This window comes from Pelosinus sp. UFO1, from assembly GCF_000725345.1.
In the GTDB taxonomy this organism is placed as follows: Bacteria; Bacillota; Negativicutes; order DSM-13327; family DSM-13327; genus Pelosinus.
Map to the genome: position 1 here is coordinate 227,557 of NZ_CP008852.1, position 17,543 is coordinate 245,099.

General features: G+C 37.5%; 18 protein-coding genes. 15 read left to right on the top strand and 3 right to left on the bottom strand.

All coding sequences use genetic code 11. From position 1 onward, the window contains the following. Positions 1-87 precede the first annotated feature (87 nt). The gene (locus UFO1_RS00930) at positions 88-276 is read left to right on the top strand and encodes a hypothetical protein (protein WP_038666717.1); all 189 of its coding nucleotides are present in this window, start codon (positions 88-90) and stop codon (positions 274-276) included. Positions 277-518: 242 nt separating this feature from the next. Here UFO1_RS00930 and UFO1_RS00935 read toward each other — a convergent pair whose 3' ends face one another. After that, positions 519-1,145, bottom strand: coding sequence for a hypothetical protein (locus UFO1_RS00935; RefSeq protein WP_038666720.1), 627 nt, complete (start codon positions 1,143-1,145; stop codon positions 519-521). A 706-nt stretch (positions 1,146-1,851) separates the two neighbouring features. On the opposite strand from UFO1_RS00935, the gene UFO1_RS00940 reads away from it, so the two are divergent. From UFO1_RS00940 to UFO1_RS00975, 8 genes are all read left to right on the top strand, one after another. Further along, entirely contained in the window at positions 1,852-4,491 is a 2,640-nt protein-coding gene (locus tag UFO1_RS00940) for an EAL domain-containing protein (RefSeq protein ID WP_038666724.1), read from the top strand. A gap of 389 nt (positions 4,492-4,880) precedes the next feature. After that, complete coding sequence (locus tag UFO1_RS00945; protein WP_038666727.1) at positions 4,881-5,942, top strand: hypothetical protein; 1,062 nt, start codon at positions 4,881-4,883, stop codon at positions 5,940-5,942. A 31-nt stretch (positions 5,943-5,973) separates the two neighbouring features. Further along, the gene (locus UFO1_RS00950) at positions 5,974-6,705 is read left to right on the top strand and encodes a thiamine diphosphokinase (RefSeq protein WP_038666730.1); all 732 of its coding nucleotides are present in this window, start codon (positions 5,974-5,976) and stop codon (positions 6,703-6,705) included. Positions 6,706-6,893: 188 nt separating this feature from the next. After that, positions 6,894-7,547 carry an energy-coupled thiamine transporter ThiT gene (thiT, locus tag UFO1_RS00955; RefSeq protein WP_038666732.1) on the top strand — a complete coding sequence of 218 codons (654 nt, stop codon included), beginning with the start codon at positions 6,894-6,896 and terminating at the stop codon, positions 7,545-7,547. Between the two features lie 225 nt (positions 7,548-7,772). After that, positions 7,773-8,852: an aromatic acid exporter family protein gene (locus UFO1_RS00960; protein WP_038666735.1), complete on the top strand. Its 1,080-nt coding sequence runs from the start codon at positions 7,773-7,775 to the stop codon at positions 8,850-8,852. A 326-nt stretch (positions 8,853-9,178) separates the two neighbouring features. Next, positions 9,179-9,556, top strand: coding sequence for a GntR family transcriptional regulator (locus tag UFO1_RS00965; protein WP_038666738.1), 378 nt, complete (start codon positions 9,179-9,181; stop codon positions 9,554-9,556). Next, positions 9,549-10,244, top strand: coding sequence for an ABC transporter ATP-binding protein (locus tag UFO1_RS00970; RefSeq protein WP_038666741.1), 696 nt, complete (start codon positions 9,549-9,551; stop codon positions 10,242-10,244). The genes UFO1_RS00965 and UFO1_RS00970 overlap by 8 nt, the downstream gene beginning before the upstream one ends. Next, positions 10,244-10,948: a hypothetical protein gene (locus UFO1_RS00975; RefSeq protein WP_038666744.1), complete on the top strand. Its 705-nt coding sequence runs from the start codon at positions 10,244-10,246 to the stop codon at positions 10,946-10,948. The genes UFO1_RS00970 and UFO1_RS00975 overlap by 1 nt, the downstream gene beginning before the upstream one ends. A gap of 184 nt (positions 10,949-11,132) precedes the next feature. Here UFO1_RS00975 and UFO1_RS00980 read toward each other — a convergent pair whose 3' ends face one another. Beyond that, positions 11,133-12,041: an MBL fold metallo-hydrolase gene (locus tag UFO1_RS00980; protein WP_038666747.1), complete on the bottom strand. Its 909-nt coding sequence runs from the start codon at positions 12,039-12,041 to the stop codon at positions 11,133-11,135. 392 nt (positions 12,042-12,433) lie between these two features. On the opposite strand from UFO1_RS00980, the gene UFO1_RS00985 reads away from it, so the two are divergent. From UFO1_RS00985 to UFO1_RS01005, 5 genes are all read left to right on the top strand, one after another. Continuing rightward, complete coding sequence (locus UFO1_RS00985) at positions 12,434-13,423, top strand: NADH:flavin oxidoreductase (protein ID WP_038666750.1); 990 nt, start codon at positions 12,434-12,436, stop codon at positions 13,421-13,423. A 37-nt stretch (positions 13,424-13,460) separates the two neighbouring features. Continuing rightward, positions 13,461-14,111, top strand: coding sequence for a flavodoxin family protein (locus tag UFO1_RS00990; RefSeq protein ID WP_038666753.1), 651 nt, complete (start codon positions 13,461-13,463; stop codon positions 14,109-14,111). Positions 14,112-14,248: 137 nt separating this feature from the next. Continuing rightward, entirely contained in the window at positions 14,249-14,626 is a 378-nt protein-coding gene (locus tag UFO1_RS00995; RefSeq protein ID WP_038674804.1) for a VOC family protein, read from the top strand. Positions 14,627-14,644: 18 nt separating this feature from the next. Continuing rightward, positions 14,645-15,229 (top strand): nitroreductase family protein, encoded by a 585-nt coding sequence (locus UFO1_RS01000; RefSeq protein ID WP_038666756.1) that lies wholly within the window; start codon positions 14,645-14,647, stop codon positions 15,227-15,229. Between the two features lie 216 nt (positions 15,230-15,445). Beyond that, the gene (locus UFO1_RS01005; RefSeq protein ID WP_038666759.1) at positions 15,446-15,844 is read left to right on the top strand and encodes a hypothetical protein; all 399 of its coding nucleotides are present in this window, start codon (positions 15,446-15,448) and stop codon (positions 15,842-15,844) included. 152 nt (positions 15,845-15,996) lie between these two features. Here the strand turns inward: UFO1_RS01005 and UFO1_RS25385 are convergent, their stop codons facing one another. Then, a complete protein-coding gene (locus UFO1_RS25385; protein ID WP_173406201.1) occupies positions 15,997-16,167 on the bottom strand; it encodes a hypothetical protein in 171 nt (56 codons plus the stop codon). A gap of 700 nt (positions 16,168-16,867) precedes the next feature. Here UFO1_RS25385 and UFO1_RS01015 point away from each other — a divergent pair. Then, positions 16,868-17,479: a class I SAM-dependent methyltransferase gene (locus UFO1_RS01015; protein ID WP_038666762.1), complete on the top strand. Its 612-nt coding sequence runs from the start codon at positions 16,868-16,870 to the stop codon at positions 17,477-17,479. Positions 17,480-17,543: the final 64 nt, after the last annotated feature.

Consider the following 17,543-nt stretch of genomic DNA (forward strand, 5'->3'; position numbering starts at 1 on the left):
TGATTTGTCATATGGTTGTCACATATTTCCTGTATTATAAATAAAAAAATGTAAAGTGCTGATAGATACAATTTACTGGAGGCTATTATGAGTGAAATTTCTACAAGTAGATACCGAAGACCGCTGTTAGCAACTTATGATATTAAAAGATACAAATACAGGATCGTAGCGAATTATAAGCAAGAAGGAACAGGAACAACAACTACAAACATTAAAGTTGAAAGATGTTTTTTAGGTCACAAAGGGGTATGGGAAGATGTACAGCCGGAAAGATAGTAAAGAGCCAGATTAACAATCGTCGTTAGTTGTCACTTACGAGAGATACACAAAGCCTCAAGGTTGGTGTAATGATGTAGATAGAGATGCTCCCCTTTCGGTAGCAGGTTTATTATTTAACCTGTCTACCGAAAGGGGAGCATCTTATTTCTTTCATTATTGAGTTTTGTTATCCACGTAATAAATTTGATTAAATATCTGTTTATACTCGTAGTTGTTAGGTTGCAAGTCATCTATTACTACTAAAACTTATGACTTACGCCATAACTCATTCCTTTGGCGGAAACCCCAGTTCCATCACTTTGGTAATCACGATAGCCTACATCCACAGATGTATCCTTACCGAGGTTATAAGCCACACCTGCTTTCCAATCTTGTACATTAGAAGATTTTAAATAAGATGCGTATCCATTCATGTTTTTACTAAAGTTTTGTTTATAAGCAATACCGCCATATACTTCAGAGGAAGAATTGGAGTCCGAATCAGATTTAACACTTGATTTTACACTACCGCTTGAAATCGCAATATTATCATTTAATTTATATTGAAGACCAATCGTGGTTGCATCAAATTTTAGACCATTAAAAGTACCTTGGTAAACACCATTATTATAAACATTGAAATTTTTCGAATTTGTGGCGAGGTGGTCGCCAGTAATTGCTAATTTACTATTTAGGCCATAAGCAAATTGGTAACCATTCCCATGATACGTTCCAAGGTCTCCAATCCCATTCATACTGGTTTCTAAATTACTGAATGAATATCCAATTTGAGCCTGACCGGCTCCTAAATCGATTGGGGGTGTTGCTGCTAGAGCAGTACTAGCAAATGCTAAAGAAATAAGTGTTGGCAGAATGATCTTTTTCACTATAATTCCTCCTAAAAATTTTAAACTGCAACCAGATTTTATTTGTTTGTTTTCCTTGTGTCGCAGTTGCTATGATCAAAATATAATGGATTTATTTTTGAATATCATTAGAAAAAAGAAGAAATCTAAAGCTACTTGCCACCCACTTCCATTTAGATAAAAATGCTTATTCCAATATGCTGGGGATTCTTCTAAAGAAAAGTTAACGAGACATACGGAATAACAAAATCACAGCATAACGTACTTCTGCTTTTTTTCCAAGTTAATGGATCATAAGTATTTTGCAAATAGGAAAAAATTTAAAAAATAATACAGCCAATAAAGAAGACTTGATTCAGATGGAGTTTTAATTCCATCTGAATCTTAGTCGCACTTATCCAGGGACTTAGCCGCTCTTAACTCCCACTTATAAAGATAGGAGTCTTAGAGCGGTTTAGTCATCGGACAAAAGTAGAAGCGGTTATCAAAGCTGAAGAAAACGACATCATATTCTAAAAAAATATAAAACATTTATTGATTCTACAAAATATTATTTAAGTTGAGCAAAAATTCAGTTTTAGAAGGATTTGGTAGATGAGACGTATAATTTTATAGGTAACAAAACACTCTCGGTTTAATAAGAGTATGCGCATAAAATAGGCGGTCTGCGAAAAAAAGTTTATTGTTAATTAGGTAATTATCGTGACTAGATATAAGGAGTCAAGATATGAATAAACAGACATTAGAGCGCCAATTCAGATTATGGACAGTTTTGGTTGTAGTTGTTCCCGGTCTTATAATTATGATGATTTACACAGTTGGACAAATTTCAGTAGCGAAGCGCCAAAACTTAGAACTAATCCAGCAGCAGGTTCATTTTCAAGAACGACTCATCAACTACTGGATAGAGGAGCGGGCTGGAAACATTCGCGAATTAAGCCAAATAGAGGCTTTTAGAAATTTGGACGAACAAAAGATGAAAAGTACTCTTTATCTAAAGCAACAAAGCGATACTAATTTTGATTCATTATCATACATCCACAAAGACGGTTTATTCAAGATGTCCACCCTCCCAGCGGGAATACAGTTCCCATCGGCAATTGGTAAGCCTTATTTTGAAGAGGCTCTGGTAGGGAAAGAATATATTTCAGATGTGGTTATTGGACGAAATAGCGGTTTACCCATTATTAATTTTTCTTGTCCTATTTATGATTACGCTGGTAATTTTCAAGGATTAATACTTGGATCAGTAAAAACGGCAACATTAGAAATGCTTTTACGTGAGAACTGGATCGGTCAAACGGGAGATATATTTCTCGTCAATCGTGAGGGAATATTCCTTGCTGAACCGCGATTTCTTAATTTGTTAATTGACAAAGGAATTGTCAAAGAAACAGCCATAATGAAGCTAAAATTATCTGACGATGCTCTTCAAAATATAAAGCTTGGCCAGTCTGGCACTGCTACTTGGACCTCTTACCTAGGCGATAAGATTCTGGGGGCTTATCATTACATGCCTGAGCGAGGATGGACGTTAATCGGCAAAATTAACAAAGATGAAGTACTTACTCCTATTTACAAACAACTGGTAATGATGGCCTGTGGCACCATTTTTTTAGTATTATTGATTCTACCGCTAGCGACATTGATAACGAGCCGGATCAAGAGACCAATTGACTGGTTGATCAGGCAGTCAAATCGGGTGGCAACAGAAAACTACCAAATGGTTGGTCGAGATATGCCTTTGGATAATATACCTTATGAGCTTAGAACCTTATGTGAAACTTTTGTTAAAATGAGCTATAAAATCAAAAATACCGTCGGTTTGCTCAGAGAGAATGAAGTTACGCTGGAGAATAAAATGCTACAAATTCAAGCAATGAATACTTATTTGGAAGAGGAAGTATTGGAGCGAGAAGCAACCCAGCAAGCCTTGGTAGACTTAAATGCCAAATTGGAAAGCAAAGTAACTGAGCGGACGTTAGATTTACAAAATATGAATGCCGCATTGGAAGAAGAGATCATGGAACGCCAGATGGCACAAGAAGCATTGAGTCAGAAAACGGAAGTGATCCGGCAATTGGCTTACTCTGATAAGCTTACTGGTTTGTCTAACCGTACCCATTTGAATGAAAGACTTGAGGAGGAGATGGAAAAGACCCGCCGAGATCAATCGGCAGGTGCCCTCTTTTTTATTGATTTAGATGATCTAAAGATGATAAATGATACTTTTGGACATACGTATGGGGACGCTCTCATTAAGATGGCTGGAAATCGTATTGTAGAGGCGTTTGGTGATGGAGTTTTTATTGGGCGTATTGGTGGAGACGAGTTTATGGTTATCATGTCTGGCGACTACGATCAGAGAAGTATAGCTGATCGTGCCGATCAGATAATTGGAGCATTTAGTCAGGATATGGAAGCCCTTGGAATTGGATTTCATACTTCAGCCAGCGTTGGCATTGCTGTATATCCACAAGATGGCGATACGGTGGAGGAAATTTTCAAAAATGCGGATAATGCTATGTATTCTGCCAAGAAGGCTGGTAAAAATTGTTGGCGCTTTTATCAACCAACTATGCAGGCGGAAGCATATGAGAAGATATTGCTGATCAACAGCTTACGGCATGCCATTGAAAATAACGAATTACTGCTACATTATCAGCCACAAGTGAGTACTAATGGTATTATCATTGGCTTTGAGGCTTTGCTTCGCTGGAATAGCCCAGAACACGATTCAGTATCGCCCACCCGCTTTATTCCACTGGCCGAGCAAAGCGGGCTTATTCAATCGATTGGAGATTGGGTACTAAAAGAGGCTTGTCAATTTGCCCGGCGTTTAGCTGATATGGGCTGGGGGCATCTTCATGTTGCCGTCAACGTATCGCCATGCCAGTTATGTGCCAATAAGTTCATAGATAGAGTTGGTGAAGTTCTCTCAGATTCTGGCATTGAGCCACAACAGCTGGAACTTGAAATCACAGAAAATGCGTTGATATCCTCACTCGAGGAAAGTACTCACATACTCAAAAAGCTAAGAATGCTTGGAGTGAGATTGTCTCTAGATGATTTTGGTACAGGGTATTCATCTTTAACCTATCTTCAACGTTTGCCTGTCAGTACTTTGAAAATCGATAAAGCTTTTATAGACATGATCTTGACGGATGGAGCGCAGAAGGCAATCATTGCAACCATCATAGATATGGCTCATATTATGGACATGACTGTAGTAGCAGAAGGAGTAGAAACAGAAACGCAAATTGATTATTTGGCACAGTGCGGTTGTGACTCTCTTCAAGGGTTTATTATTAGTAAACCTGTGCCAGAAGAGAAAGCACTACTCTTTTTACGGAATCAGAAAGTATAACACTTTCTTGATTCCAAGTAAGAACGACTGAGGCTTCTGCCTGCGTCCGAGGACTTGGCACAAGCCAAGCCTTTTCTTAACCAAAAGGGATAATTAGACTGTTGCCATGACAACAGAAATGGTTCTCCGGCAGTATTTAATATTTATTTAACTACTATACCCTTTTACAGATGCCACATTAATTCATTAATGATATAGTTAATGAAAACTACGTATTATGCTATGGAATTGACAGTGGCAGAGAATGGAAATATACTTATAGTTAGAAATGAAACTGACATTAGGGCAGTAGTGAAATTTTTTCTCCCCTAGGATGCGTCTTGGGGGAGAATTTTTTTTTGCAAAGGAATTGTATTTTATTACGTATATTGTAGGTTTGGAGGAACAAGATGAAGTATGCAACGAAGCTAGTATTAATTATAATGATGGTCGCAATCTTAGGAAATGGATCGAATGCTGCGGCTTATGAACCAATCCGAATGGATAATGTAGAGCAGCTGCCAGAGTGGGAAATGAAAAATAGTTCTCTTGGTGGTAAGCTTCTACTTTCGGACAGCCCTGAAATGGTAGAAAATGATGGTATTTTGTATCAGGACAAGGTAGAAGGAAATGTCCGTCTCTTCTTTTATCATGTAAATGCAGCAAAAACTGCTAAGAAAATGGACGTAATCTTGGAGAATAAAGGTACTGAGGTTGCCCATGTTAAGGTAAGCAAATCTAGTTTAGGTGGACCGGGCTACGCTTGGCTCGTCGTAGGGAAAGAGACAATGACATCTTATCTTGGTAAAACAGCGTCATATCAAATCAATATCCCTCCAGGTGGAGCGCTGCCATTATCAACAAGCATCAGTGAGACCGCTGTTCTGCCCAATATGTTGATTAATGGTATCTATGACTTTACAGTAGATCACCCGATAAATGTTAAAGTGATGATGTTGCCTATACTTGAGGATGCTATAAAATTTTCTCAAACAGCTAAGGTATTACCTACTGACGAGTGTCGTTTGCGTGGTACCTTTGAAGGGGCAAATCGAAAACTTTCTTCAGTAGATGCTTATGACCCAGTTCTTTATAAAGCAATAGGAATTACGTTGGCTGATAATGAGATTGATCATTACTTAACGGGAGTTGACGCTACGGATGGAACGAAAGTTGTCAACTATGGTAATTATGGTGTAGTCTATCAAATTGAACCTCCTGGGAGAAATAGTCGGAGAATTTCTTACTATCTGGTACCATTGGGCGGGTATTATGCCGGTGCCATTGGGATACACCACCCGGAAGTAGACTGGAGTCCTATGGCAACACCGCGGGGAAAGGTATATTTCGGGGATAATAAGCAAGATTTTTCATTTTTAGGTACTTATGACAAAAGTGAATCCCTATCCTTTACATTCAGCCCTCCAGGAGCATCCAACCTGCCGGTGAAACTCGTTATTTTATCACAGTAAGCTTAGGAAAAAGATTCGGGAGACTTATGGAATGAAGAACCAATTGATACTACCACAACTACGATGTTCCTTTGAAAAAGAACTGCCAGATTCCGAGGTTTTACTTGTTGCTGGTGGAAGGCAGCCTGCATCAAAATGGCTTGCTCAAGCGGCCACTCAATTTCCTGTTTGGTGTATAGATAGTGGCGTTGACATTTGCCGCATGAATAATATTATCCCAGAACGGCTCATTGGTGACGGGGATAGTGCTACATCCCAGGGGTGGTCTTGGGGGAAGGAATTAGGGATTCCTGTGGAGGTCTATCCGCCAGAGAAAAACTTGACTGATTTACAATTAGCATTACAAACAGTAGGGTCACTACATGGAGAAGCTATAGTCGTTGTAACTGGTGTGTGGGGAGGCCGTTTTGATCATGCTTTTAGTAACATCTATTCTTTAAAAGGTTGCGAAGCTTTTGGAATACGGGGTTGCTGTGCGGACGAAAAAGAAGTGCTTATACTATTAAAAGGCAAAGATTCTGTAGTCATAGATACGGCAACCTGTCCAAAAGTTGTTTCTTTACTCCCGTTATCTTCGGAATGCTCCGGTGTTTGTATTGATGGTGTTCATTGGCCGTTGGTCGATGTTCAATTACATGATACCTTACCCTATGCTGTCAGCAATCGTCCCAGCCAATTGGGCACATCAATCACAGTGACTATTGAAGCAGGTTGGTTAGGGATATATTTATGCTGGGATGAAAAAGGTCTGAATACTAAATAAGTAATATTAATTTTTATTGACAAATATTGGATGCGGAAATAGAATATATGCAATAACCTATAATCCTATACTTGGTGCGGAAAAACTGGATTAGGGAGCGAATCGGCAATTAACACCTCATTCCTAAGATAAGAATGTGGTGTTAAATTTCCCTATGCCTAGTAAAAAAAAGAATGGAGACGAGTGGTGTGGAAGCAAATTTTAGTAGTAAAGTAGCAATAATTTTAGATCAGCCAACCAGTATTTTCGCTCTAGTGGCACTGGTGACCTTGATTTCCGCTTTTGTATACATAAAAAAAATCAAACTAAACACGCGAATGATTACTCATATTGGTCTAATGCTTGCATTAACTGTAATCCTGCATAATCTTCGCTTATACCATATGCCCCAAGGCGGTAGTGTAACGTTAGGAGGAATGATTCCCCTTCTGTTGATTGCTTTTCGTTATGGACCTGTTGTTGGATATCTGGCAGGTTTTATCTATGGATTGATGAATTTAATACAAGATCCTTATATCCTGCATCCGATTCAAGTTCTCTTTGATTACCCTCTGCCCTATATGGCAATTGGTATGGCAGGTTATTTTAAAGATCGATTTTTTTTGGGAGCTATAGTTGCCAGCTGTGGTCGGTTTCTTTGCCACTTTATATCGGGGGCAGTTTTCTTTGCTAGTTATGCACCCCCTGGAACATCACCTTATTGGTATTCCCTGGTATTTAATGCAACATATCTTGTACCTGAATTGTGTATTTGTCTTGTAATTCTACGCGTACTGCCAGTGAAACGTATACTGTTCCAAATGAAAAATCAAAATTATTACGGACTAATAACACTTAATTGAAGACTGCTCACCGACTTACCTCAGGTATCGTCTAGTGGTACATATTTTATAGTAATGGGTTTATATTAATATTATCCTTTAGATACTATACTCTTGCCAAATTTCAATTTGAGGTTTGGCAGGAGTATCCTTTTATATAGCTAATATCTTAATTATGAAAAATGAGGATCGTCCCCGCGGCTATCCAGTAAAGTCAAATGATTTGAAGACTAGGAGATGAAATAAATGAAAATTGGTGCACGTGTTCTCAAAACTGGTATAGCCGTTGCAATAACAATGTTTTTCTGTAAATTCCTTGGCCTAGAGCCTGCCTTCTTTGGTGCTGTTTCTGCTGTAATTAATATGCAGCCATCCATTTTTTTAACGCTAAGGGCAGCACGAGATCAGATTTTGGTCCATCTTCTTGGCATTGCAGCAGGTTTCTTCTTTGGCTATTTTCTCGGTGTTAATCCATTTTCAGCAGGTTTAATTGTTATTTTGTTAATACCAATATACATAAAATTAAGACTGCATAGTGGTATCACTATGGGGATCGTAGCGGCTCTCTTTGTCTTAAGTTCTAGTACGGAAGAGTTCATGATGCATGCTCTTGCTAGATCAGGGGTGATTTTCGTTGGTCTTGGATCCGCCATGCTTGTCAACGTATTATTATGGCCACCGAGGTATACCAAACTACTGAAAGAGAAGCTAAGGCAGAGCAACGAGGCAGCGGTTCTTTACTTCTGCCGAGCAGTGCAGGATTATGTCGGTCTTGATAGCAGCAAAGAGCTTCACATTGATACGGAACAAAGAAAGAGAGTGTACAAACTAAATAAGGAAGCGCGAGTGATATTGGATCTACTTAGCAGTGAGCGTCCAGTAGTCGCGGAATCAACTGAGCCAAGAGAGTGGATTACTCTAGCAGAAAAGCTAATTGATTACAATGAATCGATTATAAAAAAAGGTGATCGTATTTTTGATCTTTTGCCGACGCGATTGGAGCGAAGGATGAAGTCGGATGCTCCACCTGTCAGCGATGAATTCAAAGCAATTTTAGAAATATTGGAAAGTGGATGTACAATCGTTGTTCGCGTGAACGGGAAAATTAGGTCAGTCATTGTTGATGGAGGTATAGTCAGTCCAGAAGAGATTAGTGAGGAGTATTGGGAAAGCCTTACTATGGCAATAGAGCAATGGCAGCAAAGACTTGCTGGTAGCTATTATTTGCATGGTTTACTTGAAATCGCTGTAACTGCAAATGAGATCAAGTGGGCTACGAGACAAGCCAAGATATTGCTGCAAGAAAGTGTAGAAAACAAAGAATAAACATTTTAAGAAAAGATTTGGCTTCTGTCTGCGTCCGAGGACTTGGCACAAGCCAAGTCTTTTATTAAAATTTCAAGGTTTACAAACCACAAAGACACAATGCCGCTAACACGGCACACAAAAGATAAACTATAAGTAGAACTTCTTGTGAACATCTCTTTGTGTCTTTGTGGTTTAAATATTTTGTGTATGTTTTGAAGGACACAAGCATTTTTCTTATCCCTTGTTATATTTACTTGCAAATATAGTTTTGACAATGTGAATGTTTTGGTGTACTATTTTACTAATACACTCAATGGGCATATAGAAAACTAAGGAGTGAAGGCATGGATTTGGAATTTGATGATAAGATGCCGATATATCTACAAATTATGGACAGGATAAAAATGGATATTGTTACCCAAAAGCTAAAAGCGAATGACAAATTACCATCAGTAAGGGAAATGTCTTCGATTTTGAAGGTAAATCCCAATACGTTGCAGAGAGCATACCAAGAACTTGAAAGACTTGGAATTGTATATACACAAAGGGGAATGGGAACATTTGTGGGGGAAAGGGATACTATGGTAGATGAATTAAAACAGGAAATGGCTAGGGAAGTTATGCATTCATTTATCCTACGAATGAAACGCTTAGGATTTAGTGAGCAAGAGATCATTGAGAGAATTTCTCAAAATATAATAGAGGTGAAACAACATGGATAATATATTGATGGCTGAAAACCTATGTAAGGCTTATTTTAATAAGAAAGCATTGCAAGGAATAAATCTAACGATACAACAAGGAAAAATAGTGGGGCTTCTCGGCCCGAACGGTAGCGGGAAAACTACATTTCTAAAAATAGCAGCGGGCATATTACATCCATCTTCAGGGCAGATACTTATAGATGGTCAAAAACCAGGAGTTTATACAAAATCCATCGTGTCCTATTTGCCCGACACAGAATACCTTTTCAAATGGATGAAAATAAAAGATGCCGTACAATATTTCAAGGATTTCTACTCTGACTTTGATGAAAAGAAAGCTTCCCAGTTGCTAGAATTTATGAAACTTGATGGTAATAGCAGTGTTAAAAGCCTATCAAAAGGCATGAAAGAAAAATTAAAGCTAACATTAGTGCTTTCGCGAAAAGCGAAACTTTATATACTTGATGAACCCCTTGGTGGTGTAGATCCTACTGCGCGAGAAAAAATATTAGATGCAATTATCAATAACTTTAGTGAAGACAGCTCTATGATCATTACGACTCATCTTGTAAATGATATTGAACGGATTTTTGATGATGTAGCGTTTATATCTGAGGGAGAAATTGTACTACAGGGGAATGCGGAAGAATTAAGATTGAACAAGAACAAATCCATTGATGAATTGTATAGGGAGGTATTTCAATAATGCTGAATCTTATAAAATATGAAGTAAGAGGAAAGTTTTTAACCATACTTGGCATTAGCCTTACGGTTATAATGGGAAATCTCCTCCTGATGACAAAGATTGATTCCTGGCAAGTCGGAGCTTCTGTACTATCAGGAATTATAGGAATTGGTGCCCTAATCGTTATGTTTTTATCCTCACTAACACTGATGAGTGATTACTTGTATAATGAGCAAGGTTATTTGTTATTTACCCTTCCGCAAACAGGCTTATCTATAATGGTTTCTAGATTAATAGCCGCTGTAATGCAAATAAGTATTGTTACTATTGTATCCTTACTTATGTTCTGCCTACTTGATCAAGGAAGAATGTTTAATATCATTATGCATAACAGTGAGGTATCTGAGCTACTGTATTCTTTACTTATGTTTCTATGGTCCATTGTTTCAGCTTTAACATTTATCTATTTTTGTATGGTTGTTGGTAAAATAGCCTTGCGCGGGAAAAAAATAGGGAAAATCGGTTCCTTTATCATTTTCTTTGTATTTAGTATGATAAGAAATGGGCTAACATTGATGATTTCAAATTTCTTCCCACAAATAGTTCAATTACATTCCTTTACTACCGTTACGGTTAATGTGGGGACGACTATCTTTGATATAGTTACCTTTGCCATATTATTAATGGCTACTTCCTATTTATTAGAGCACAAGGTAGATCTATAAAAAAGGTTACACATAAGAGTTAGTAAAAAGACGCTGATCGATAGACAAAGGAATTGTTCTATCGATCAGCGTTTTTTAGCGGAATCAGAAAGTATAGCACTTTCTTGATTCCAAGTAAGAACGACTAAGGCTTCTGCCTGCGTCGAGGACTTGGAACAAACCAAGTCTTTTCTTATCTATTGATTTATTTCCACCAGAAGGTTTTAGGATATTCGGCAGCCGTAAAGTTGACGATTTCCCCAATTCGAGGTGTTGAAATGGTAACATTTCTATCGATGGCTGCTTTTGTTACACGCTCAATCGGTTCTATCCAGTCATGAAAGGCCAAACTAAAAGCGGCCCAGTGAATCGGAATCATCAATTTGCCTTTCAGATCAAGATGGGCTTGTACTGATTCTTCTGGCAACATATGAATAGCAGCCCAGCGTTTATCATATTGCCCGCACTCCATTAACGTCAAATCAAATGGTCCAAACTTTTCACCAATTTCTGCAAAGTGAGGGCCGTAACCACCATCCCCACTAAAAAAAACTCTTGTTTGTTTACCTACAATCGTCCAAGAACACCACAATGTTTTATTACGATCAAATAATCCTCTGCCTGAAAAATGCCTCGCGGGTGTACAAGTCAATGTTAGTCCAGCGAAGTCCACTTTATCCCACCAGTTAAATTCTCTGATCTTTTCTTGAGCAATTCCCCAGCTTTTTAAACGACTTCCGACCCCAGTAGGAACGCAGAATTGACTGGTTTTGTCCTTAAGTAGCATGATTGAGTGGTAATCCATATGGTCATAGTGATCATGGGACAGAATAATAACATCAATAGGTGGCAGCAATTCTGGTTTGATAGGTAAGACTTTGCTAAAACGCTTACCTCCGACAAAGGGAAAAGGGGAAGGCGAATTTGCAAATGTAGGATCTAATAATAATCTCTTTCCTTCTATTTCTAATAACAAAGCAGAATGACCAAACCAGATAACTTTTGCTTGTTGATTAGAAGTTATGGCGTCAATAGTCAATGGTTCTACCGGAATTGCTTTATGTGGTTTTCTTCTTGGATTTGCTTTAAATAAGTCTCTAATTATCGTTAACATTTACGTTATCTCCATCTCATTAGTGTAATTTGATACTTGGATAAATACTGAAATATATAATAGAACGACTTTAAAATGAGGTTCACCTATATTGTAGAATTAGTAGGATTTGATTTTACAGCCTAGTGTTATATTATATTTCGAAAAGTGTCGAATTGATGTTATTATATTTTATCTTCAATTTATTGTCAATAGTATAAACGGTAGCCCATTAAAGCCGTCTAATAGGAGAACAGGAGTATTATCCCCATCCTAGAGGAATAATATAATAGAGCTACTCCTTGTATAGTAGACGGTATATATAAGGGTACTATAGTACAAATAAGTACATACTTGTTATTTATTCTTTCTGTATATATGATTACAACATAGAATAAAAAGGAGTGTGAAACATGGGGAAGTTATCTGATGAGATAATCATAAGAGGGAAGAAAATAAAAAACAGAATTGTTATGCCTCCGATGATGTGCTTTTCCTTTAAAGGTGACAATGGAGGAATGTACGGTGAGCAGTATGTTGATCATTATACACGAAGAGCCAAAGGCGGTACAGGTTTGATCATCGTACAAGCAACTTCTGCTCAGGGTGCAGCAAAGCAACTTGATGTTTGGAGCGATGAACAGATGAAACCGCTGGAAAAAATCGCTCAAAACTGTCACAATTATGGAGCTGCTGTAATGATGCAACTTTCTTACGGCGATATAAACATTAATGAATTATCGGTAGAAGAAATACATACTATGCAGTTAGACTGTATTGCTGCTGCTTCAAGAGCGAAACAGGCAGGGTTTGACGGTGTCGAATACCACTTTGCTCATGGATATACGTTATGCAGATTTTTAGATCCAACTTCAAACACAAGAACGGATAGCTATGGTGGCATTTTAGAAAATCGAGTACGCTTTTTAACAGAAATACTTCCTCAGATTCGTGTGGACGTTGGTGAAGAATTTATTGTGAGTATCCGAATGGGTGGAAATATCCCTGATGTAGCAGGGGCAATCGAAGTCGCCAAGGTCTTAGAAGAGACAGGAATAGACCTGCTTCATGTTTCATTTGGTATGAAAGAGCCTAACAATACTGTGCCAGATGATTTTATCTGTAGTACTATCGCATTTAATGGTAGCGAGATTAAAAAACATGTCAACATACCAGTAATTGCTGTGTCGGAAATATTTACGGCCGAGCAAGCAAGGTTTTTGGTAGAAAATGAATATGTGGATTTTGTCGCTATAGGCAGGGGTATATTTGCCGATGAAAATTGGGCAAATAAAGTTCTTGCAAATGAGTCGATTCAGCAATGCCGTAACTGTGGCGGTATTACAAGAAAATGTTTATGGTTCATAGATCATACCAAATGCCCTGCAAAAAAGAGTAGTTGATGGGCTAATCAAATATAATATGAAATGGAGGGCCTTTATGAAAATAGTAGCAATTAACGGAAGCCCGAGGAAAACTTGGAATACTGCGACACTCTTAAATAAAGCATTGGAGGGTGCAGCATCCCAAGGAGCTGAAACGGAACTGATTCATCTTTATGATCTGAATTACAAAGGCTGTATCAGCTGTTTTGCATGCAAAACAAAAGATGGCAAAAGTTATGGTAGATGTCCAATACCCGATGATCTAGCACAAGTTTTTCAAAAAGTGGAGGAATCGGATGCTGTTATATTAGGGTCTCCAATCTATTTAGGAAGGGTTACTGGTGAAATGGCAGCATTTATGGACCGTTTTCTATTTCAATACTCGGCATATACCAATCCTCCCCAATCACTTTTCCCCAAGAAGATACACGCAGGGCTTATTTATACAATGAATGTTACCGAAGAACAGGCGAAAGAATATGGTTATGGTCAACATTTTATGATTAATGAGAATATGATGCATCGTATATTTGGAAACGCAGAATCCCTTAGTAGCTTTGATACATATCAGTTTAATGATTATTCAAAAGTGGTTGCACCAAGGTTTGATCCTGAGAAAAAGGCTCTAAGACGCGAAGAAGTATTTCCTAAGGATTGCAAAACAGCGTTTGACATGGGTGTAAGATTTGCAACAGAGAGTGTTTAGTTCCAAGATAGAGCACTGATCAAATAAAGCTATCATGATAAACTTCTGCAAAGTAGCTTAACATTGCAGGAGTTTATATTTTAATGGTAAATAGAAGGGGAATATGAAATATTAATTACAGAAAGGTCGTGAATGAAATGTACAAAGTAGCACATGTTGGACTCGTCGTGAAAGACGCAGAGCAATCGAGCTTGTTTTATCAGCAGATTTTAAAATGTGAGTTGGTTAATTCCTATCAAGATGAGCGGATTAAGTTGGTTTTCCTCAATTCTGGTGGGCAAATTATTGAATTGGTACAGCGTTTACAAGAGACTACACCGGAGCAGCGTACAGCTGGAGCAGTAGACCACATTGCCTTTGAGGTAGAGGATGTTTCTGCAGAAATGGAAAGGCTGCGTGCTGCTGGAGTTACTCTCTTATCTGATAAGCCAAATTCTTTGGGGAAAAGTTTGAAAAACTTCTTTTTCCTAGGGCCTGATGGAGAGAGACTGGAGTTCATTCAGGGAATGCTATAAATAAGGGGGGAATAGTAAGTGAATGAAATTATAGAGAACCTTTTAACTCGTAGAAGTATTAGAACGTATACGAAGGAGCAAATTCTAGATACTGAGTTAGCGGCTATTATAGAAGCAGCTAAATATGCACCAAGTGGTGGTAATTCGCAGTCTTGGCATTTTACTATTGTACAGAACGAAGAAAAGCTTAATCAGCTAAATTCTCTTGTTCGCGAATCCTTTAAGGATTTGATAGTCGATGATAGAACGTATCGGTCAAAGATAGCAGGTAAAAAAGCAGCGGAAAATAGTAAGTATAATTTTTATTACCATGCTCCTACTCTGATTATTGTGTCCAATGACCGGGAGTATTCCAATGCAATGGCCGATTCTTCAGTAGCGCTTCAAAATATCTTTTTAGCTGCCCATTCATTACAAATTGGTTCCTGTTGGATTAACCAATTGACCTGGTTTGGTGATGAACCAGCAATGCGAGAAATGCTAACTTCACTTGGCATTCCGGAAAATTATAAAGTTTGCGGTGCAGCAGCTTTGGGATATGCAGCAGGCAATCAGCCGAAAGCGACCCCACGTAAAGAAGGTACTGTAACTATCATAAAATGATTTATTCATAAGGTTCGGAAAGAGACGAGGGGGCATTAGCTGATCCCCTCGTCTCTTCTATAAAATTAAATCAATAGGGGAATTTTGTAAAATAACTAAAGGTATTCCATATTTTATGCGATATTACTAATAGAAGGCGTGAGTCATTTCTACAATAAGGATGACATGTTTGTATTAGCCTTTAAACATAATTCACGAAGGGAATGATGGTTTGTTATGAGTATAGACGCATTGGGGATTTCTATATCACCGCAAAGTAAGTCTACCGTTAATCAAAATGATAATAATGGTACGCAGGAAAACACTAAAAGTACTCAAAATCAATATGTTACGGAAACGGTAGGAAACTATGAATACACATATGTAATCATAGGAAACTTTAAGATATTGGTAAGTTCGGCTCCTAAGGATAAGGATCAAGACAAGACTGAGTCAAAAACGCAAGAGGTGGGTAAGGACAATACACTTTTAAATAATGATCAAACATTAATGAGATATCAACAGTCAATAGCGGCGGCACTTCCGAAAAACAATCCACAGGAAAAAATACAAGCTATGGAAAAGTATGCTGAGAATTCTTATTATGACATTGCCAAAGTAAATGCTAAAGGATAGTTACCCTAATGAAAAGACAAAATATTTTTCACTAAAAAACATGGATCGGTTTTATAACTAGATCCATGTTTTCATTATGTCTTCCCCTTAGTTGCTGATTTAATAGAAACATTTATAGTAATTAAGGGCAAAAAAAAAGTGACGGATGTCACCTACTCGTTAATTGTTTTATTATCTTGTGGTTTCTTATGTAGTAATACAGCGACCGGCTTCAAATTTTTCAATGCTTGTTGCTGCTTATCCCATTCGCTAGTACAATCAGGATATTTCCTTTTAGACCATTCAACAGCAGCCAATCGAATAGTATGTTTAAAATGTCTCAAAATATCGCCTCATTTTTTCAAAAATAATTATTTTTAGTATAGCTTCTTTGAAGTTATAAAGTCTATTAGTAAAATATGGTGGGATAAAAGCCAATTACCCTAGAACATTTTCTATTTTAAAAGTTCATTTGAACATCTGATAACATTAATCATTGCTACAATTACGATTAGTATACGGTACTTTATCTTTGAAAAAGATTTTAAAATACCTTTCGCTAAAAAAATAGGATTCGTTATCACCAATAATGCTAAATATGAAAATATAATAATTTCCATAAAATAGTAGATCCTTTCGACCATATAAAATTCTCCCTTCATGAGTCGTTCTCTTTATACTAGAAATATCAAGATTGATTATCTAATCTAAGAGTGAGATTAAGTACCTATTTTATCTCAAAGATCCAAAGGACGGCCTGGTGGTTTCCCTAAATGTACTCCTTGATTCACTATGCGTGTATATTGTTATTATATAACAATATTTTGACAGAAATATGACACAATAATGATCCATCTAATGATTAATCTGCATGCCGACAAATGAAATAAATATCCAGGGAGACAACATTAATTGGTGCTGAAAGGCAAGTCCATCTCGTAAAAAGAAATAAACAAGGAAAACAAAGACTAAAGGTGAAATATAAAAAGAAGTATCTTGAAATAGTGAATCAGTGCTTAACGAATATTTATTCTGGAGGGTGTTATGAAAACTATATTTCGGCAAACACAACTATATAAATTCTTGCAATATTGTGAAGAGTATGGAGCAGAAAAAGTCGTATTAGACTGCGGCGCAGGAGGAGATTGCCCACCGCTGGCGATTTTTAGTGAACATGGATATAAAACTTTTGGTATTGAAATTGATGAAAGACAATTAGACAAAGCAAATCGATTTGCAAAAGAGAAAGGAATTGTTCTCGATATAAGAAAAGGCGATATGCGAAACATTCCCTTTGAAGATGAATCGTTCGGCTGTATATTCTCTTATGGTGCAATTTTTCATATGAAAAAAGAGGATATGCAGAGTGCTATTAAGGAAATCAAAAGAGTGTTAAAACCAGGGGGACTATGTTTTGTTAACTTCCTTTCTATTCATGATTTTAGATATAACACAGGCGAAAAAATAGGAGAGGGAGAGTATTTACAGGAAGAAGAAGGCGAAACCGTCATACACTCCTACTATCAACTGGATGAAGGTGATAAACACTTTGAAGATATGGAATTCGTCTATAAGGAAAATAGGGTTCTAGAGAGATTATACAAAGGTCATAAGATTCGCCAAGGCTATATTGATTACATAGTTAGGAAGAAATAAAGTAGACAAGATAAGGGACAGGAGTTTCATTCATGTAACAAGCAAATACGGGCATTGGGCAATG